20 protein-coding genes are annotated in these 19,155 nt (G+C 64.0%); 9 read left to right on the top strand and 11 right to left on the bottom strand.

All coding sequences use genetic code 11. The features are described 5' to 3' along the window. Positions 1-11: 11 nt before the first annotated feature. A complete protein-coding gene (locus JG743_RS07340) occupies positions 12-818 on the bottom strand; it encodes a DUF3108 domain-containing protein (protein WP_244673080.1) in 807 nt (268 codons plus the stop codon). A gap of 250 nt (positions 819-1,068) precedes the next feature. Between JG743_RS07340 and rpmB the strand changes: the two genes are divergently transcribed. The 3 genes from rpmB to JG743_RS07325 all read left to right on the top strand — a co-directional run bounded on the left by rpmB (position 1,069) and on the right by JG743_RS07325 (position 2,891). Further along, positions 1,069-1,365, top strand: coding sequence for a 50S ribosomal protein L28 (rpmB, locus tag JG743_RS07335; protein ID WP_095804527.1), 297 nt, complete (start codon positions 1,069-1,071; stop codon positions 1,363-1,365). A gap of 142 nt (positions 1,366-1,507) precedes the next feature. Next, positions 1,508-2,194, top strand: coding sequence for a queuosine precursor transporter (locus tag JG743_RS07330; RefSeq protein ID WP_202299135.1), 687 nt, complete (start codon positions 1,508-1,510; stop codon positions 2,192-2,194). 22 nt (positions 2,195-2,216) lie between these two features. Beyond that, positions 2,217-2,891: a spermidine synthase gene (locus tag JG743_RS07325; protein WP_202299134.1), complete on the top strand. Its 675-nt coding sequence runs from the start codon at positions 2,217-2,219 to the stop codon at positions 2,889-2,891. 59 nt (positions 2,892-2,950) lie between these two features. On the opposite strand, the gene JG743_RS07320 is transcribed toward JG743_RS07325, so the two are convergent. From JG743_RS07320 to JG743_RS07295, 6 genes are all read right to left on the bottom strand, one after another. Beyond that, entirely contained in the window at positions 2,951-3,427 is a 477-nt protein-coding gene (locus JG743_RS07320) for an SRPBCC family protein (RefSeq protein WP_202299133.1), read from the bottom strand. After that, positions 3,424-3,795: an ArsR/SmtB family transcription factor gene (locus JG743_RS07315; RefSeq protein WP_202299132.1), complete on the bottom strand. Its 372-nt coding sequence runs from the start codon at positions 3,793-3,795 to the stop codon at positions 3,424-3,426. The genes JG743_RS07320 and JG743_RS07315 overlap by 4 nt, the downstream gene beginning before the upstream one ends. 187 nt (positions 3,796-3,982) lie before the next feature. Beyond that, complete coding sequence (locus JG743_RS07310; protein ID WP_202299131.1) at positions 3,983-5,005, bottom strand: esterase-like activity of phytase family protein; 1,023 nt, start codon at positions 5,003-5,005, stop codon at positions 3,983-3,985. After that, positions 5,002-6,903: a cobaltochelatase subunit CobT gene (gene cobT, locus JG743_RS07305; RefSeq protein WP_202299130.1), complete on the bottom strand. Its 1,902-nt coding sequence runs from the start codon at positions 6,901-6,903 to the stop codon at positions 5,002-5,004. Before cobT ends, JG743_RS07310 begins: the two co-directional genes overlap by 4 nt. Before the next feature lie 60 nt (positions 6,904-6,963). Next, positions 6,964-7,950, bottom strand: coding sequence for a cobaltochelatase subunit CobS (gene cobS, locus JG743_RS07300; RefSeq protein ID WP_202299129.1), 987 nt, complete (start codon positions 7,948-7,950; stop codon positions 6,964-6,966). A gap of 123 nt (positions 7,951-8,073) precedes the next feature. Next, a complete protein-coding gene (locus tag JG743_RS07295; RefSeq protein ID WP_202299128.1) occupies positions 8,074-8,703 on the bottom strand; it encodes a J domain-containing protein in 630 nt (209 codons plus the stop codon). 136 nt (positions 8,704-8,839) lie between these two features. On the opposite strand from JG743_RS07295, the gene JG743_RS07290 reads away from it, so the two are divergent. Beyond that, the gene (locus JG743_RS07290) at positions 8,840-9,142 is read left to right on the top strand and encodes a BolA family protein (protein ID WP_202299127.1); all 303 of its coding nucleotides are present in this window, start codon (positions 8,840-8,842) and stop codon (positions 9,140-9,142) included. A gap of 3 nt (positions 9,143-9,145) precedes the next feature. Here the strand turns inward: JG743_RS07290 and JG743_RS07285 are convergent, their stop codons facing one another. After that, a complete protein-coding gene (locus tag JG743_RS07285; protein WP_202299126.1) occupies positions 9,146-9,958 on the bottom strand; it encodes an alpha/beta hydrolase in 813 nt (270 codons plus the stop codon). Between the two features lie 364 nt (positions 9,959-10,322). Here JG743_RS07285 and JG743_RS07280 point away from each other — a divergent pair, with 364 nt between their 5' ends. From JG743_RS07280 to JG743_RS07270, 3 genes are read left to right on the top strand one after another with little or no spacing between them, the layout of a single operon-like run. Continuing rightward, the gene (locus JG743_RS07280) at positions 10,323-12,272 is read left to right on the top strand and encodes a PrkA family serine protein kinase (protein ID WP_202299125.1); all 1,950 of its coding nucleotides are present in this window, start codon (positions 10,323-10,325) and stop codon (positions 12,270-12,272) included. 14 nt (positions 12,273-12,286) lie between these two features. Further along, the gene (locus JG743_RS07275; protein WP_202299124.1) at positions 12,287-13,600 is read left to right on the top strand and encodes a YeaH/YhbH family protein; all 1,314 of its coding nucleotides are present in this window, start codon (positions 12,287-12,289) and stop codon (positions 13,598-13,600) included. 9 nt (positions 13,601-13,609) lie between these two features. Further along, entirely contained in the window at positions 13,610-15,160 is a 1,551-nt protein-coding gene (locus JG743_RS07270; RefSeq protein ID WP_202299123.1) for a SpoVR family protein, read from the top strand. A 38-nt stretch (positions 15,161-15,198) separates the two neighbouring features. Here JG743_RS07270 and JG743_RS07265 read toward each other — a convergent pair whose 3' ends face one another. From JG743_RS07265 to JG743_RS07255, 3 genes are read right to left on the bottom strand one after another with little or no spacing between them, the layout of a single operon-like run. After that, complete coding sequence (locus tag JG743_RS07265) at positions 15,199-16,089, bottom strand: HlyC/CorC family transporter (protein WP_202299122.1); 891 nt, start codon at positions 16,087-16,089, stop codon at positions 15,199-15,201. After that, on the bottom strand, positions 16,086-17,207 hold the full coding sequence (gene aroB / locus JG743_RS07260; RefSeq protein WP_202299121.1) for a 3-dehydroquinate synthase: 1,122 nt from the start codon (positions 17,205-17,207) through the stop codon (positions 16,086-16,088). The genes JG743_RS07265 and aroB overlap by 4 nt, the downstream gene beginning before the upstream one ends. Further along, positions 17,204-17,815 (bottom strand): shikimate kinase, encoded by a 612-nt coding sequence (locus tag JG743_RS07255; RefSeq protein WP_202299120.1) that lies wholly within the window; start codon positions 17,813-17,815, stop codon positions 17,204-17,206. The genes aroB and JG743_RS07255 overlap by 4 nt, the downstream gene beginning before the upstream one ends. A 253-nt stretch (positions 17,816-18,068) precedes the next feature. Here JG743_RS07255 and JG743_RS07250 point away from each other — a divergent pair, with 253 nt between their 5' ends. Beyond that, on the top strand, positions 18,069-18,221 hold the full coding sequence (locus JG743_RS07250; protein WP_126058048.1) for a histidine kinase: 153 nt from the start codon (positions 18,069-18,071) through the stop codon (positions 18,219-18,221). 10 nt (positions 18,222-18,231) lie between these two features. Continuing rightward, positions 18,232-19,143 (top strand): site-specific tyrosine recombinase XerD, encoded by a 912-nt coding sequence (locus JG743_RS07245; protein WP_202299119.1) that lies wholly within the window; start codon positions 18,232-18,234, stop codon positions 19,141-19,143. Positions 19,144-19,155 lie beyond the last annotated feature (12 nt).

Here is a 19,155-nt window from a genome sequence, read left to right as displayed (position 1 = left end):
CGCAGACGCGCCTAGTTGACTGCCTCGAACCGTCCAGCGCTGATGGTCAGCGGACCGATCTGGGTCCCGACGGAGGCGCGGATCGGCGCATATACGCCGGTTTGGCCGAGCGGTGCAAACGTCACCAGCATGCGGCTCTTGTCCTTGAGGAAATTCAGCGCCTTGCGGCCCTTGCGATAGCCGGCAACGGGTTCGAAACCCATCCTGCAGGTCACCGTATCGCCCTTGTAGCCCGGCACCGAGATCGACCCTTTCGAGGCATAGGTCAGCGTCAGGTTGGCGCGCATCTCGCCGTCGTAGAACTTGACCGTTCGCCCGCAGACCTGGTCGAGGCTGTCGGCATGGATGACGGTGGCGGCCATCGGATCGAGCACCGACTTGAGGTCGCCCGCGCCGAGCGGCACCCAGCTCTTGGGATCGCGCTTCTTCGGCGCCGGGACAACCTCGGTCGAGGTCACCGCGCCATTGGCGAAGCGAATGTCGACCACCGAGGCCTTCTTGCCCGAGGTATAGTCGGCCCGGAAGGCTGCAGGCCGCATCTGCTTGCCTGAAATCGTTCCCTTCGACGAAATCGTGCCCTTGGTGTCGTCGAACAGCTTGGCGAGGCCCGCGGCGGAGACGGTGCCGTTGATCGCGTAATTGTCGCCGTCATAGCGGCTCGAGAACGTCGCCCTGGCCACCGAAAGGCCAAGAAACGACACCGTGTATTCGCCCTTGAAGGATTGTGGCGCGGCGGCTGCGAAACTCGCCGTCGGCAGGGCCACCGCAAGCAAACCAGCGAAAGCATATGACGAACGAAGCACAGGAGGGCGAAGCATGGCGGTCCTCGATCTTCAGCCGGAAACGGGCGATTCCGGGCTGGCATGTCCCTATGCGGCTGGCTTATAGAGGGAAATCCGGCCTTAATATGGAATACGGCCTGAAGCTGCCGGCTGACCGGAGCTTGACGCGCCGGCGAAATGCAACTATGGAACGCCAACTTTTTCCATAAGGCCGCCTGACCGAGACCGCGCGCCACCCTGGCGCGGGTCGAATGGTTTGGCCGACCGAGAACTGAAGGTTAGAACCATGTCCCGCACCTGCGAGCTCACTGCCAAGGCAGTCCAGACCGGCAACAATGTGAGCCACGCCAACAACAAGACCAAGCGCCGCTTCCTGCCGAACCTGGTCAATGTGACGCTGATCTCCGAAGTGCTGAACCAGAATGTGCGCCTGCGCATTTCGGCCAACGCCCTGCGTTCGGTCGAGCACCGCGGCGGCCTCGACGCCTTCCTGGCCAAGGCCGACGCCAAGGAGCTGTCGCAGCGCGCCCGTCTGTTGAAGAAGCAGATCGCCAAGAAGCTCGCCGAGCAGCCGGCAGCCTGACGCCTTTCGGCGGGTCACCGCCGCTTTGCCGGACCGGGAGCGCGAAGCGATTTCCGGTCCGATTTCATGTTCGAAGCAAGACGATAGCGTCGTCCACACCAGGCACGGCGCTCCCGCTGGTTCCATTACCCAGGATAAAAAAATGAATTCCTTCTCGCGGTACCTGCCCTTCGTGGCCGCCATGGCGCTTGTCGTCGTGGCATCCAACATCCTCGTCCAGTTCCCGATGCAGGGCCGGATCGGCGGCCTGTCGCTGGCCGACCTGCTCACCTGGGGCGCCTTCACCTACCCCTTCTCCTTCCTGGTCACCGACCTCGCCAACCGCCGCTATGGCCCGACGGTGGCGCGCAGGATCGTCTTTGTCGGCTTCATGACGGCCGTGATCTGCTCGATCCTCGTCCCACCCTTCCTGTTTCGGCACGGCTTGATCGAGTTCGAGACCGCCGCCGACCGGCTGGTGCGCATCGCCGCCGCTTCCGGAGCGGCCTTCCTGACCGCGCAGCTGCTCGACGTCACCGTGTTCAACCGGCTGCGCCGGCAGAGCTGGTGGCGCGCGCCGATCGTCGGCACGCTGGTCGGCTCGGTGTTCGACACCGTCGTCTTCTTCGGTATCGCCTTCTCCGCCGCTTTCGCCTTTGTCGGCCCGAACGACAGCTTCGCGCTTGAGACCGCGCCGCTGATGGGCGTGCTGCCGGTCGAGACCATGCGCTGGGTGTCCTGGGCGCTGGGCGACCTCTCGGTGAAGCTGATCATCGCCGTGGTGGCGCTGATCCCCTACCGGCTGCTCGCCGCCCGCTGGAGCCAGCCGGCGCTGGCAACCCAGCCATGATGCCAACAAGCGGAATCAGGCCTTGATCCCCTGGGTCCAGCTCGACTCGGCGAGAACGCCGGACGGCGGACAGGAATTGCGCCTGAAGCAGCGCGGGGCTGAATTCTCGATCATGCTCGGCACCAACGAGTTGATGAACAGCCGCCTCAGCGGCTCCGAGCAGGCGCTTGCAAAACTCTCCTGCGAAAGGATCGCCGGTCACAGCCGACCGAAAATCCTGATCGGCGGCCTGGGGATGGGCTTCACGCTGCGCGCCGCCCTTGCCGAACTTGGCCCGGACGCAAGCGTCACCGTCGCCGAACTGGTGCCCGCCGTCGTCGCCTGGGCACGCGGCCCGATGGCCGGGATTTTCAACGGCTGCCTCGACGACCCCCGCGTGACCATCCAGGAAAGCGACGTCGGGCGCGTCATCGGCGCCGGGAAGGCCGCCTGGGACGCCATCCTGCTCGATGTCGACAACGGCCCGGAAGGCATCGTCCACAGGGGCAATGATGCCCTCTACGGCGCAGCCGGCCTCGGCCAGGCACGCGCTGCGCTCCGGCCCGGCGGCGTGCTGGCGGTCTGGTCACAGGGCCCCGATGGCGGCTTCACCCGTCGCCTGAAGCAGGCGGGCTTCGCCGTCGATGAGGTCAAGGCGCGCGCCCATGGCAAACGTGGCGCCCGCCATGTGATCTGGATCGCGACCAACCGCCTCTAGCCGCCGCTTGCCAAGGCGGGCGGATCGCTTCGATCCTGCCCGCCCCCGGATCGCGAAACCTATCTCGACAGTTCGGCGGCAAGAGCTTCCAAAAGTCCGCGCGTGCCCTCTTCGCGACCCTGCGCCGAATCGACTCCGTCGAAAAACACGCCCTGTTCGGTGAAGGTGAGGCGGGTGCCCTCACCCGATCGGGTCAGCTCAATGGTTGTCAGCGATGCCGACATGGGCTGCGGCCCGACTGCCATCCGGTAGCAGAAGACGATCCGCTGGTCGGGAACAATATCCTGGAACTGCGCGTCGAGCCTGATTTCCGGGCCGCCTTGGTAGCTGAAGCGCGACACCTCGGCGCCGCCGACACGGAAGTCGAAGCTGAATTCGGCAATGGTGAAACCATGGCCTTCGACGCGCCAGCGCCGCACCGTCGCCTTGTCCGCAAAGGCATGGAAGACCTGGGCCGGCGATTGCGGATAGGTGCGCTCGATGGTGAAGGTGGAGTGGATGACGGAGTGTTCCTCTACCGGGGCGATCTGGTTCATGATGCTTGGTCCTTGTCCTGACTTTTCTTGGGGGATTGGTCTTTGGGGTCCGTCTCGGCCAGGATTTTGCCGAGACGATCGAGGTGGCGTTCCGCCGGTATTCGGCGTTCCGCGATCCAGTCGGCGAGCGGAGCGAGTCCGCCCGGTTCGATCCGGCAAGTGCGCACCCGCCCGATCTTTTCACTGCGGATCAGCCCGCAAGCTTCCAGCGCCTGCAGATGCTGCAGCACGGCAGCGAACGTCATGCCGAAGGGTTCCGCCAATTGGCTGACGGTCGCCGGTCCGCGGCTCAGCCGTTCCAGGATCTGGCGGCGGGTGGGCTCGACAAGAGCCCGTAGGATGCTGTCGATCTCGGAATAGTTAAGCATGGACTTGAGTATCTCAGCGCGACAATATAGTCAAGTAGCAACTAAAGTATTTTGTAGAGCGAAGCGATCAGCCAGATCGAAGCACGCAGGAGAGGATCAGAGAGGCAAACGGCAAGGCGGCCGCGAAGCGCGTCGGCATCCAAACCGTGCATGGCCGCCTGGGGCCGGAAAGAAATCCGGTTTCGGCTCAATCCTCGTGCAGGATGAATTCCAGGTAGAGGTTGCGCTGCAGGATCGAGTGATTGTCGTCCGACAACAGCGACACCATCTGCGCGCCGTCGTCGCGGGTCCAGACGTCGAGACCTTCCATATTGTCGATCTGGTAGCCCATGTCGGCCTCCAGCAGCACCGGCCCGTCGGCAACGGCGCCCTTCTCGACGCTCTCGCCATAGATGCGCCTCAGCCGCATCTTGACCCCGCCCGCCATCGAGAAGCTGCGTTCTAGAAGCAATAGATCGCCATCGGGCAGGAAGGCACCGTCGGTGATGTCGAAATCGCCGTTGCGCTTGACGGTGAACACGCCCTTGTTCGGTCCCTCGATGATCGCCGCGTAGATGTTGCCGGCCTTGTCCAGGCTCTTTTCCGACACCACGACCAGCCCACCTTCGTGCTGGCCGTAGGCATTGGCATGGGTGACGGTCTCGAAGCCGCGATTCTGGCGCAGCTCCCGGGCCGGCACCAGGTAGTCGAGCTGCTTGAACGGCGCCTTCATGTTGTCAGGATCGATCCTGAACTGGGCGACGCGCTGGTTGCGCTCGAAGCCGACCGTGGCGATGCCGTCCTTGACCGCGAGGCCTTCGGCGTCGACTTCCCATTTCTTTTCGATCGGCAGCCCCGAGTGGTCGACCATCTGTTGCATGCGGAAATTCTGGATGCCCGACGGCCGCTTGTCGGCATCGTGTGCGACCGTGCCGAAGAACCAGAAGCCGGTGTCGGCGACGCCGATGAAGTCGCCGCCGGGCTTGAGGAAGCGGAAGGCCGAGAGCGCGCCGAAATCGCGGGACGGCGAAGTCATCTCCAGACCGCCGACGAATTCGAGCGGCCCGAACTTTTTTTCGTCATGGCTGATGCGGAACTGGCTTATCGGCCGCGCCGAAATCTCGACTGGCTCAGCGGAAGGCGGACCGGCGGCGATGGCGGGCACCAGCATGCCGGCCAGCGCGCACGCTGCCAGCACCGTTTGCCGCAGGCCCCGCCCCAGAGATCTCATCCGGCGCGCCGCAGGCCGCCGCCGCGCCGCACCTCGCGCGCGCTTTCCTCGCCAAACAGCGAGGCGAGCTGCTCGGTCATCGCGCCGGCCAGCTCCTCGGCATCGACGATGGTGACGGCGCGGCGATAGTAGCGGGTGACGTCGTGGCCGATGCCGATGGCGAGCAGCTCGACCGGCGAGCGCGTCTCGATCAGCTCGATCACGGCGCGCAGGTGCCGCTCCAGATAGTTGCCGGGATTGACCGAGAGCGTGGAATCGTCGACCGGCGCGCCGTCGGAGATCATCATCAGGATCTTGCGCTGCTCCGGCCGGCCGATCAGCCGGTTGTGCGCCCAAAGCAGCGCCTCGCCGTCGATGTTTTCCTTGAGCAGGCCCTCGCGCATCATCAGGCCGAGATTGCGTCGCGCCCGCCGCCACGGATGGTCGGCGGATTTGTAGATGATGTGGCGCAGGTCGTTGAGCCGGCCCGGATTCGGCGGCTTGCCGTCCTTCAGCCATTTCTCGCGCGCCTGCCCGCCCTTCCAGGCGCGGGTGGTGAAGCCGAGGATCTCGACCGAAACGCCGCAGCGTTCCAGCGTCCGCGCCAGGATGTCGGCGCAGGTGGCGGCAACCGTGATCGGCCGTCCGCGCATCGAGCCGGAATTGTCGAGCACCAGCGACACCACCGTGTCGCGGAATTTCGTATCGCGCTCCTGTTTGAAGGACAGCGGCTGCATCGGATCGATTACGACGCGCACCAGTCGCGACGGATCGAGATAGCCTTCCTCGAGGTCGAAATCCCAGGATCGGTTCTGCTGCGCCATCAGCCGGCGCTGCAGCCGGTTGGCCAGCCGTCCGACGACGCCGGAGAGGTTGGCGAGCTGCTTGTCGAGGAAGGCGCGCAGGCGGTCGAGCTCTTCTTCCTCGCACAATTCCTCGGCGCCGACCGTCTCGTCGAAGCCCGTGGTGAAGACCTTGTAGTCGATCTCCTTCGGCAGGTTGGTGAAGGGATTGTCGTTGCGCCGCGCTTCGCCGGGCGTCTCGGCGTCGGAATCGTCCTCGTCGGAGAGGTCGTCGGCAGTGGCGTCGGACGCCTCCGTCTCGGCCGACTGCTCGTCGTCGTCGGACGCCTCGGCATCGTCGGACTGCGACTGTTCGGACCCGGAATCGTCCTCGCCGCCCTCCTCGCTCTGCTCCTCGCCCTGCGGCTCGTTGTCGTCATTGTCCTCGGTGTCTTCGCTCTCCTGGTCGTCGCCGAGCTCCTCGGCCATTTCCATGGAGACCAGCATGTCGCGCACGATGCGGGCGAAGGCCTGCTGGTCGTCGAGCTTGGCCGACAGCCCGTCGAGATCGGCGCTGGCCTTCTCCTCGACCCAGGGGCGCCACAGATCGACCAGACGCTCGCCGCTCTTCGGCACGGCGCGGCCGGTGAGCTTCTCGCGCACCATCAGCGCCACCGCCTCCTCGAGCGGCGCGTCGGCCTTGTCCTTGACGTCGACGAGGTTCGCCTTGGCGTATTTGTCCTCCAGCATCGAGCCGATATTGTCGGCCACGCCCTGCATGGCGCGGCTGCCGATCGCCTCGACGCGGGCCTGCTCGACCGCGTCGTAGATCGAGCGCGCCAGCTTGCCCTCGGGCGCCAGCTTGCTGTGGATGCGCTGATCGTGGCAGGCGCGCTTCAGCGCCATGGAATCGCCGAGACCACGGGTGATGGCGATATCGGCCTTCGAGGCCTTCTTCGGCAGCTCGGGCAATCGGGCGCGGCTGCCGGCGAGCGCAGGCCGGTCCTTGGCGAAACCGACTTCGAGATCCTTGTCGCCGGCGATGGCGCGCATGCAGACGGTGACCGAGCGCTTGAAGCTGTCGGCTTCAGACCCGTTCTTCGGCTTGTTGCGCGTATTGTCGCCCGGACCCGCCATCAATCATCCCTGGAGCACGATCTTGTCCGGAAAGCCGCGTGGCCTTCTGACATCGCGCTCTTAGCCCAGCACGACGTTGGCGGCCGATTCCGGCAAATCTTCGCCGAAGGCGCGCTGGTAGAATTCGGCGACCACCGAACGCTCCAGCTCGTCGCATTTGTTGAGGAAGGTCAGCCGGAAGGCCATGCCGATATCGCCGAAGATCTCGGCATTCTCGGCCCAGGTGATCACGGTGCGCGGGCTCATCACCGTCGACAGGTCGCCATTGATGAAGGCCGAGCGCGTCATGTCGGCGACGCGCACCATCTTGTTGACGATGTCCTTGCCCTTGCTGTCGCGATAGTGCTTGGCCTTGGCCAGAACGATGTTCACCTCGTTGTCGTGCGGCAGGTAGTTCAGCGTGGTGACGATCGACCAGCGGTCCATCTGCGCCTGGTTGATCTGCTGCGTGCCGTGGTACAGGCCGGTCGTGTCGCCGAGCCCCACCGTGTTGGCGGTGGCGAACAGCCGGAAGGCCGGATGCGGGCGGATGACCCGGCTCTGGTCGAGCAGCGTGAGGCGGCCCGACGATTCCAGCACGCGCTGGATGACGAACATCACGTCCGGACGGCCGGCGTCATATTCGTCGAAGCAGAGCGCGACATTGTGCTGGTAGGCCCAGGGTAGGATGCCGTCGCGGAATTCGGTGATTTGCAGCCCGTCCTTGACGACGATGGCGTCCTTGCCGACGAGATCAATGCGGCTGACATGGCTGTCGAGATTGACGCGCACGCACGGCCAGTTGAGGCGCGCGGCGACCTGCTCGATATGGGTCGACTTGCCGGTGCCGTGATAGCCCGACACCATGACGCGGCGGTTGTAGGCAAAGCCGGCAAGGATCGCCATCGTCGTGTTCTTGTCGAACAGATAGTCGGGGTCGACATCCGGAACGTGCTCCGAAGATACCGAATAGGCCGGGACCACCATCTTGGAGTCGAAGCCGAATTTGTCCTTCACCGACACTGTCGTGTCGGGCAGGTTGGCGATGTCGCGGTCGACCTTGTTCATCTCTATCCACGTCTCCACGGGCGAAATGGCTGATTTCGCCGGCAATCGATTTTGTTCGGGGGCGGTCTTAGAGCCTTTTCCAACCTTATGAAAGTTGGAAAACGACACGAACCGTAGGGCCGCTCAGCACAATCCTGCCTGTTTGAGCACGCGATAGGCCTGCAGCACATCGCGGAACCGGTCTTCCGAACCCCTGTCGCCGCCATTCGCATCCGGATGGTGACGCTTCACCAATTCCTTATAGCGCGCCTTGATATCCTTGCCAGTCGCCTTTGTATCAAGGCCAAGCGTTTCCAGTGCCTTGGCCTCAAGCGGCTTGGCCTTGCGCTCGCGCGCCTCTCGCGGATCCTTGGGCCCGTTGAACAGGTTGAAGGGGTCACGCATGCGGTTGTAGTAGCCGGCACGTCCGGAGCGCTGCTGGGCGAAATCAGGCGCCGAGCGCATCCCGCCGCCATTGGCGCCCATGCGCCAGGTCGGCCGGTGCCCGGTCAGCGCCTCCTTCTGGAAGCGGGCGATCTCGGTGTCCGGCACGCCGGAGAAGTAGTTGAAGCCTTTGTTGTACTCGCGCACGTGCTCGAAGCAGAAGCGGAAATACTCGCCCTCCTTCAGCCGCCCGACCGGCGCGCGATGGGTGCCGGCCTCCTTGCAACCGTCCCACTGGCAGATCGGCGCGCGCGACTTCAGCTCCGCGTCCTTCTCCGGCCGGATGCGGATTTTCTCGAAATATTTGGGATACGGCTTCATCTCACCCATTTATGGGCTGTTCGCACGTGCGAAACAAGAATTGACATTTCAGCGATGATCGCCCTAACCGCTGAATCGCGACTTAAAAGCGCGTAAACGAGCGGGTTTTGCGGCGGCAGCCCTGATGTGGTGAAGGAAGGCTTCAATGTCCATACAATCCGCGATGGAAGATAAGCTGAAAGCGGCGTTCTCGCCGGAGCGGCTGATCATCATCAATGAAAGCCACCTGCACGCCGGCCATCACCATTCCGGCTCCGACCATCACGGCGCCTTCGACGGCAGCGGCGAGACCCATTTCCGCGTCCGCATCGTCTCCCGTTCCTTTGCCGGCATGAGCCGCATCGAGCGCCACCGCGCCGTCAACGACCTGCTGGCCGACGAGCTGAAGGCCGGTGTCCATGCGCTGGCCATCGAGCCTGCGGCACCCGGCGAACAGACACGCTGGTAGGGCTCAGGCGACCGCCGCCTTCAGGAACGTCATCACCGCCGCGGTCAACGCATCGCCCTCCTCGCCGAAGCGGCGGTTGATCGCCATGTGCGTATAGGCGCTGCCATCGAACAGCGTGACCTTTGTGCCGGTTGCCCGCAGCCGATCCGTGAAGGCGCGGGCGGCGACCGCGCGGATCGGCGCGTTCGAATAGGCGACGAAGACAGGCGGATGCTTGCCGCTCCCGATATAGGTCGCCGGCGACAGCGCGCGCCATTGGCCGGGGTCGGGAAAGGCCTGCGCGTAGATCGGCCGCAGCCTGCCGCCGTGCGCCTTGGCGAGTGCCTCGATGTCATAGGCTTCGGTATCGTCGAGCACCAGTGCGGCGACGCCCGGCAGTCCGGCGCGCAGGCCGGTCAACGCCGCCAGATGGCAGCCGGCCGAATGGCCCATCACGGCGATGCGGTCGGGGTCGCCGCCATATCTGGCGATGTTGGCCCGCACATAGGCATAGGCCTTCTCGACATCGCCGGCCTGGGTGGCGACGTCGGCCTCGGGCAGCATGCGATAGTCGATCGAGACGAACAGGAAGCCGTTGTCGAGCAGGAAGCCGGGCTTGGCGTTGACGTTGCTGCGGTTGCCGATCCGCCAGGCACCGCCGTGGATGAACAAGACGACAGGCCAGCCCTTGAAGCCGTCGCGCGTATAGATATCCAGCCTGGCCGGCCCGTAGTCGACGGTTTGCAGCGAGGGCTGGCGCGGACGCCACGCGGCGAACGCCTCCGGGGGCTGCAACGCGGCAAGCGATGCCATGATGAGACTGCGCCGATCGATCATCACCACCTCCGGCGTTTTGTGATGGCAGAGTGCACAAGCGCGCCACAGGCGTCCAGTTAAGGATTGGTAATGACCTGGGCTTGGAATCCGGCCGGCAAGGCGACGTCCGGGCACTCGTGCTTGCCTCTGAAATCCCGGCTGCGAGATGCGAAAGCAAAAACCAATCGAAGTTTACCCTTGAAGGTCGACTGGCAATCACCACGTTATTCTATAGGCAGGCATTTCGGCCACATCGGGTGCCTAGCCGGAGGTCAACGCCAGATTGCACGTTCTTCTTCATTTGAAGGGAACCAACGACGCTTTCCGGCAGTTGAAGATGTGATGAGCCGACTGGCGGCCAGAGCGGCTCCGAGGGCACATTATCATGCGCGAAAATCAATCCGACGTCTTCGATCTGTTCTCGGAGATGTATACCAACGCGGCACAGGAAGAGATCAGCCTCCAGCAATTTCTGCTTGCCTGCCGTGAAGACAAATCGATGTACGCCTCGGCGCCCGAAAGGATGGTCTCGGCGATCGGCCAGCCAAACCTGATCGACACCAGCAAGGACGAGCGGCTCGGCCGCATTTTCTCCAACCGGACCGTCAAGGTGTATCCGTCCTTCGCCGATTTCTATGGCATGGAGGATACGATCGAGCGTATCGCCGGCTATTTCCGCTATGCCTCACAAGGGCTCGAGGAGCGCAAGCAGATCCTCTATCTGCTCGGCCCCGTCGGCGGCGGCAAGTCATCACTCGCCGAACGACTGAAGAAGCTCATGGAGCAGCGGCCGATCTACACGCTGAAGGTCGGCAACCAGATCAGCCCGGTTTTCGAATCGCCGCTCGGCCTTTTCAACCCCGACCACATGGGCGACCTGCTGGAGGACAAATACGGGATAGCCCGCCGCCGGCTGAACGGGCTGATCTCGCCATGGGCGGCCAAGCGCCTCGACGAATTGTCGGGGGACATCTCCAAATTCAGCGTCGTCAAGCTGATGCCGTCGCGCCTGCGCCAGATCTGCATCGCCAAGACCGAGCCGGGCGACGAGAACAACCAGGACGTCTCGGCCCTGGTCGGCAAGGTCGACATCCGGCAGCTGGAGAACTTCAGCCAGTCCGACCCGGATGCCTATTCCTACAGCGGCGGGCTCAATCGCACGACGCAGGGCCTGCTCGAATTCGTCGAGATGTTCAAGGCGCCGATCAAGGTCCTGCATCCTCTGCTGACCGCCACGCAGGAGGGCAGCTACAACGGTACCGAGAATTTCGGCGCCTTCCCCTACCAGGGCATCGTCGTGGCGCATTCCAACGAATCGGAATGGCAGCAGTTCAAGAACAACAAGAACAACGAGGCCTTTCTCGATCGCATCCTCGTCGTCAAGGTTCCGTATTGCCTGCGGGTCACCGAAGAGCGGCAGATCTACGAGAAGCTGCTGCGCGAAAGCGAATTGGCGGCCAGCCCCTGCGCCCCGGAAGTCCTCGATATTCTCAGCCGCTTCACCGTCGCGACGCGCCTCGCCGAGCACGACAATTCGCCGCGCTACACCAAGATGCGCGCCTATGACGGCGAGAGCCTGAAGGAGGTCGACCCCAAGGCGAAGTCGGTGCAGGAATACCGCGATGCCGCCGGCGTCGACGAGGGCATGACCGGCGTCAGCACGCGCTTTGCCTTCAAGATCCTGTCGCAGACCTTCAACTACGACACCAAGGAGGTCGCCGCCGATCCCGTGCACCTGATGTACATCCTGGAGGAGGCGATCAAGCGCGAGCAATTTCCGAAGCAGACGGAAGCCGCCTATCTCGAGTTCACCAAGTCCGAACTCGCCACGCGCTATGCCGAATTCATCGGCCACGAGATCCAGAAGGCCTACCTGGAATCCTACAGCGAATACGGCCAGAACCTGTTCGACCGCTACATCGCCTATGCCGATGCCTGGATCGAGGACCAGGACTACAAGGATCCCGACACCGGCCAGATTCTCAACCGCGAAGTGCTGGACAACGAACTGTCACAGATCGAAAAGCCGGCAGGCATCGCCAATCCCAAGGACTTCCGCAACGAAGTGGTGAAATTCACCTTGCGGGCCCGGGCGCGCAATCACGGCCGCAATCCGTCGTGGACAAGCTATGAAAAGCTGCGCGAGGTCATCGAAAAGCGAATGTTCGGCCAGGTCGAGGATCTTCTGCCGGTGATCAGCTTCGGCTCCAAGCAGGACAGCGTCACCGAGAAGCGGCACAATGAATTCGTGCAGCGCATGGTCGAGCGCGGCTACACCCAGCGTCAGGTGCGTCGGCTGGTGGACTGGTACATGCGGGTGAACAAGGCGGGCTAAACGCCGGGGGTTCCATGCCGATCTTCATCGACCGCCGCCTGAACCCGAAGGACAAGAGCCTGGGCAATCGCCAGCGCTTCCTCAGGCGTGCGCGGGAAGAACTGAAGCGCAGCATACGCGACCGCATCCGCACCGGCCGGATTGCCGAAGCGGACACGGAGCATGCCGTGCCGATGCCGCAAAGAGGCACCGGCGAGCCGAGCTTCAACGATGCTAGGAACAGTGGCCGGCGCCAGCACGTCCTGCCGGGCAACAAGACTTTCGCTCCGGGAGACCTGATCCCCAAGCCCGGTCAGGGGGGCGGCGCCGGGTCATCGTCGCCGGGCGACACGGTATCGGAAGACGACTTTCGTTTCGTATTGTCGCGGGAGGAGGTTCTCGATCTGTTTTTCGAGGACCTCGAACTGCCCGACATGGTCAAGCTCAGCCTCAAGGAGATCCTTGCCTTCAAGGCGCAGCGCGCCGGATTTGCGACAAGCGGATCGCCGACCAATATCAACGTCGCGCGCACGATGCGCAACAGCCACGGCCGCCGCATAGCGCTGAGGCGCCCGAAACAAGGGGACGTGGATACGGCCATCCGGCAACTCGCGGCACTGGAAGCGCTGCCGTCCACTGCCGAGACACGCCGGCGTGTCGTCGATCTGCGTAACGAGATTGAACGGCTGGAGCGCCGCCGCAAACGCATCGCCTATGTCGACCCGATCGACATCCGCTTCAACCGCTTCGATCCCCGGCCATTGCCGAATGCCAGCGCCGTCATGTTCTGCCTGATGGACGTGTCCGGATCGATGGGCGAACGCGAGAAGGACCTGGCCAAACGCTTTTTCGTGCTTCTGCATCTGTTCCTGAAACGGCGCTACGAACGCACGGAGATCGTCTTCATCCGCCACACCCACGAAGCCCAGGAGGTGGACGAGGAAACCTTCTTCCATTGCACGCAAAGCGGCGGCACCGTCGTTTCCACGGCGCTCGACGAAATGCGCCGCGTCATCGAGGAGCGATACCCGGCAAGCGAGTGGAACATCTACGCCGCCCAGGCCTCGGACGGAGACAATTTCGCCACCGATTCGGAGCGCTGCATAGCTCTGCTCGACGGCGCGCTCATGCGCCTTTGCCAGTATTTCGCCTATGTCGAGATCATCGACGAACGCGAGAGCCATATTTTCGGGGCAACCGAAAACGGAACCTCGCTCTGGCGCGCCTATAGCGTCGTCGCGCAGAAATGGCCGAACTTCCAGATGAGCCGCATTGCCACTCCGGCCGACATCTACCCGGTTTTCCGCCAGCTCTTCGCAAGGCAGCCGGCTGTCCGCAAGAGCGCTTGAGGGGTGCAAATGGCCAGACAGGCAAGCAAGGGGGGCCTGCTTTTTTCTGGGTCCGATTGGGATTTCAAGACGCTGTCGCGGACCTACGACGCGATCGAGGCGATCGCGGTCGAGGAGCTCCACCTCGATACCTATCCGGTCCAGATGGAGATCATCTCGTCGCAGCAGATGCTCGACGCCTATTCATCGATCGGCATGCCGCTGATGTACCGGCATTGGTCGTTCGGCAAGCATTTCCTTCACCAGGAGCTTCTCTACCGCAAGGGCGGTCGCGGCCTGGCCTATGAGCTGGTCATCAACTCCAATCCCTGCATCGTCTACCTGATGGAAGAGAACACCATGGCGTTGCAGGCGCTGGTGACGGCGCACGCGGCCCTTGGGCACAATCATTTCTTCAAGAACAATCACCTGTTCCGGCAATGGACCGATGCCGGGGCCATCCTGAGCTACATGGACTTTGCCAAGGGCTACATCGCCCGTTGCGAGGAGCGGCACGGCCTCGCCGCGGTCGAGGCGATCCTCGATTCGGCGCATGCGCTGATGGAGCAGGGCGTGTTCCGCTATCGCCGGCCGCCCAAGCTGTCGTCGGAGCGGCAGCGCGAAGGAGTTCGCGAGCGTCTCGAATACGAAGAGCGCTCCTACAACGATCTGTGGCGCACCTTGCCGTCGTCGCAGGGGAGCGGGAAGGTCGAAGGGAAGGACGAAGGCCTGGCGGAGCGCAAGAAGTCGCTCAACCTGCCCGAGGAAAACCTGCTTTACTTCCTCGAGAAGAACAGTCTTGTCCTGGAGCCGTGGCAGCGCGAGATCATCCGCATCGTCCGGATCATCGCGCAGTATTTCTACCCGCAACGGCAAACCCAGGTGATGAACGAGGGTTGCGCCACTTTCGTGCACCACACGCTAATGAACCTTTTGTTCGATCGCGGGCTCATCAGCGAGGGCGCCATGCTCGAAATCCTGCGCAACCATTCCAATGTGGTCTTCCAGCCTGCCTTCGACGATCCCCGATTTTCCGGGATCAATCCCTACGCGCTCGGCCTCGACATGATGCAGGACATACGGCGCATCTCGACCGAGCCGACGGCGGAGGATCGCGACTGGTTTCCGGACATAGCCGGCCGCGACGACTGGCGCGAGACGCTGCTCGAGGCGTGGGCCGATCACCGCGACGAATCCTTCATCCGCCAGTACCTCAGCCCAAATGTGATCCGGAAATGGCGGCTCTTCCTGCTTGCCGACAGAGCCGACGAACCGCATCTCGAGGTCGCGTCGATCCACAACGAGCGTGGCTATGAGAAGATACGCAGCGCTCTGGCCAACAGCTACGACGTGGGGGCGAAGAGGCCCGACATCCAGATTGTCGATGTCGATCTGCGCGGCGACAGGCAACTGCGGCTGCAGCACAAGGTGAAGGACGGCATACGTCTGGAGGAAGGCAGCCGCGACGCCACTTTGCGCCATATCCGCAGGCTCTGGGGCTACGAGATCAGTCTTGCGGCGGTCGACGCCGAAACCGGCGCGACGCTGCACGAACGCTCGAGCAGAGAGATCGTGGAATAGGCGACTGAGGCCAAGTGCCGCCCGGCATCTGCCTGATTTTAAGGGTCGCCGGCCGGCTTGATGCGCAGCCTGGCGATGCGGTTCTTGTCGCGCTTCATGACCACGAAGCGCTTGCCGTGGAAGGTGAAGGCCTGCTTTTCCTCGGGGATCGACTGCGTCTCGTGGATGACGAGACCGGCTATGGTGGTGGCCTCTTCGTCCGGCAGGTTCCAGTCGAGCGCCCGGTTGAGGTCGCGGATCGGCACGGTGCCGTCGACCACGACCGAGCCGTCGGCCTCCTGCTTGACGCCCTGGATGTCGACGTCGTGCTCGTCGGCGATCTCGCCGACGATCTCCTCGATGATGTCCTCCAAGGTCACCAACCCCTCCACCTCGCCATACTCATCGACGACGATGGCGAAATGCGCCTTGCGGCGCAGGAAGGCGTTGAGCTGGTCCTGCAAGGTCGTGGTGTCCGGCACGAACCAGGGCTTCGACGCGATCTTCATCACGTCGATCCTGGAAAAGTCGTTGCCGACCTCGTTCAGCGCCCTCAGCAGATCCTTGGCGTGCAGTACGCCGACGATGTTGTCGAGCGAGCCCTTCCACAAAGGCATGCGGGTATGCGGGCTATTGAGGATCTCGCGCACCACCGCTTCCGACGCATTGTCGGCATTGACCGAGCGCATGTTGGTGCGGTGGACCATGACGTCTGACACCTCGAGCTCCTCGAGGTCGAACAGGCCTTCCAGGCGATTGCGCTCCTCGCGCACCCCCTGGCCGTCGCGGCGGGACTCGTCGGCCGCCTCGCGCGGCTCGTCTGCCGGACGTTGCGGATCGATGCGCCGCAATTCGTGGCCGAAGGCGGCGAGCAGGCGGGCGCGGAAGAGCAGGGCCAGCAGCATGAAGCCGGCAAGGACGGCCGCGGCGATCCAGCCAGGCTCGTTCATCCCGGGTGGTTTTCCGCAAGGAAGCCAAGCACTTCCGAGACCGGCACGTCTCTGGCGATGAAGGCCTGGCCGATGCCGCGCGTCAGGATGAAGGTCAGCGCGCCACGCGACACCTTCTTGTCCTGGGCGATAAAGCCGAGCAGCGCTTCGGCGTCGGGCAGTTGGCCGGGAATGTCGGCCATCCGCCACGGCAGGCCGACGGCGCGGAGATGCGCCTCGACGCGCGCGGCATCGTCCGGGCTCGCCAGGTTGAGACGCGACGAGAAGCGGTGCGCCAGCGCCATGCCGATGGCAACGCCCTCGCCGTGGACGAGACGGGCGCCGTCATACTTCGTGGCGGCCTCGAGCGCGTGACCGAATGTGTGGCCGAGATTGAGCAGCGCGCGGTCGCCGGTCTCGAACTCGTCGCGGGCGACGACATCGGCCTTGGCGCGGCAGGCTTCCGCGATCGCTTGCGTGCGCGCCGGACCGCCGGTGAACACGTCCTGCCAGTTCGCCTCCAGCCAGGCGAAGAAGTCGGGGCGGTCGATCAACCCGTATTTGGCAAGCTCGGCATAGCCGGCGCGGAATTCGCGGATCGGCAGCGTGTCGAGCACGCCGGTGTCGGCCAGCACCAGCTTCGGCTGGTGGAAGACGCCGACAAGGTTCTTGCCGCGCGCGCTGTTGATGCCGGTCTTGCCGCCGACCGAGGAATCGACCTGCGCCAGCAGCGATGTCGGGATCTGCACGAAGTTCATGCCGCGCCGCACGATGCCGGCGGCAAAGCCGGCAAGGTCGCCGATGACGCCGCCACCGAGCGCGATGACGACGTCGCCGCGTTCCAGTCTGGCGGCGAGCACCCCGTCGACCACCTCTTCGAGATGCGCGAAGTTCTTGGTCTTTTCGCCGGCCGGCAGCGTGATGACGGCCGGCTGGATGCCGGCGGCCCCGAGACCGCCCCTCAGGGTTTCCAGTTGCGCGGCAGCGACGTTTTCGTCCGTGATCACGGCCGCGCGCCTGCCCGGCAAGCGGCGCGAAATCTCCAGACCGGCGCCGGACAGCAGCCCGGGACCGATCAAGATGTTGTAGGCGCGCTCGCCGAGCCCGACTTCGACGGTGACGGGTGCGAGGTCGCTCATGATCGCGCCTCGTCGCCGGCTTGTATGAGCGCAACGCCAAGATGCCCGCACAGCGCCGCGACCACTTCGGAGGCGATGACCTCCTTGCGGTCGTCGCGGGTCAGCACGGTGACATCGGATGTGGCGTAGACCGGATAGCGCTCGCCCATCAGCCGTTCGAGCACGGCGCGCGGATCGGGGCTCTTGAGCAACGGCCGGTTCTGCTTCTTGGACACGCGTTCCATCAGCAGGTCGAGCTCTGCCTTCAGCCAGACCGAGACGCCATGGCCGGCGATCGCCTCGCGCGTCTGCGCGTTCATGAAGGCGCCGCCACCGGTCGACAGCACCTGCGGGCCGTGTTCCAGCAGGCGCAGGATGACCCGCTGCTCCAGCGCGCGGAACTCGGTCTCGCCATAGCGCTCGAAAAGCTCGGGCACGGTCATGCGCGACACGCTTTCGATCTCCTGGTCGCTGTCGATGAAGGGCAGCGCAAGCATCGCCGCCACCTTGCGGCCGATCGCCGTCTTGCCGGCGCCCATCAGGCCAACGAAGACGATCGAGCGGCTGCCCAGCCGCCCGAGCAGCTCGGCATGGCCCTCGCCGGGAGGATTTGCTTGTAGCGCGTTCATACGGGCCCTCTTTGCCGGCGTTATCGACATCAAAAGCCTGGTTGCGTCAAGCACGGCAAGCAGGTCCCGGAAAAGTGTCATACGGTTTTTCGAATAGGACCTGCGTCAAAACAAACAGGTCCCGGAAAAGTGTTGCGCGGTTTTCCGATCAGAAACCTGCATTGGAACAAAAGCCTTCGTCCTTGAATTGGCCGGATTGGCGTCCCATAAGGGCACAGGGTTTGGAAATGCAGAACAAGAGACGGGCGCATTGATGCCGACACTGTTTCGCTTTGTCGTGACACTGACGATTCTGGCCGGCATTGCCTATGGAACGATGTTCGCGCTGGCTATGTTCGTCGAGCCGAAAAAGGCCGAAATGAGCGTGCGCATTCCGCCGGAAAAGCTGAACCCCAAGAAGAACTGACGCCAAGGACATGAACAGCGCGGCGCGCATCGAGGCCTTCCTGGAGATGATGAGCGCCGAACGTGGCGCGGCCGAAAATACGCTGTCCTCCTATCGCCGCGATCTGGAAGACGCTTCGACGGCAATCAGCGGCGGGCTCGCGGGCGCCGCCGCCGCCGATATCCGGGCCTATCTCGACGATATCGCCGCGCGAGGCTTTGCCGCCACCTCGCAGGCGCGCAAGCTGTCGGCGATCCGCCAGTTCTTCAAGTTCCTCTACGCCGAGGGCCTGCGCGGCGACGACCCGACCGGCACGCTGGACAGCCCGAGGAAGGGCCGGCCGCTGCCCAAGACGATGAGCGAGGCCGAGACCAGCCGGCTGATCGATCGCGCGGCCGCGGAAGCCGGCGAGGCGGGCGACGGCGACCGTCTGGCGCGGCTGCGCCTGCATGCGCTGGTCGAGGTGCTCTACGCCACCGGCCTGCGCGTTTCCGAGCTGGTCGGCCTGCCGGTGACGGTGGCATTGCGCGACGACCGCTTCTTCATGGTGCGCGGCAAGGGCGACAAGGAGCGCATGGTGCCGCTCTCGGCCAAGGCGCGCGCCGCCATGCGCGCCTGGCTTGCCGCGAGGGCCGAGGTGCCGGCCTTCGCCGGCAGCCCCTTCCTGTTTCCGGCCGCGTCCGACACCGGCCACCTCTCGCGCCAGGTCTTCGCGCGCGACCTCAAAGGGCTTGCCGCGAGGGCCGGCATCGCCTCGGCCAAGATCTCGCCGCATGTGCTTCGCCATGCCTTTGCCAGTCATCTTCTGCAGAACGGTGCCGATCTGCGCGCCGTGCAGCAACTGCTCGGCCATGCCGATATCTCGACCACCCAGATCTACACCCATGTGCTGGAGGAGCGGCTGGTGCGGCTGGTCAACGATCATCATCCGCTTGCCGACTAGGCCTCATGTCGC

Origin of the sequence: Mesorhizobium sp. 131-2-1 (genome assembly GCF_016756535.1) — a bacterium.
In the GTDB taxonomy this organism is placed as follows: domain Bacteria; phylum Pseudomonadota; class Alphaproteobacteria; order Rhizobiales; family Rhizobiaceae; genus Mesorhizobium.
This window is presented reverse-complemented; position numbering and strand designations above follow the sequence as displayed.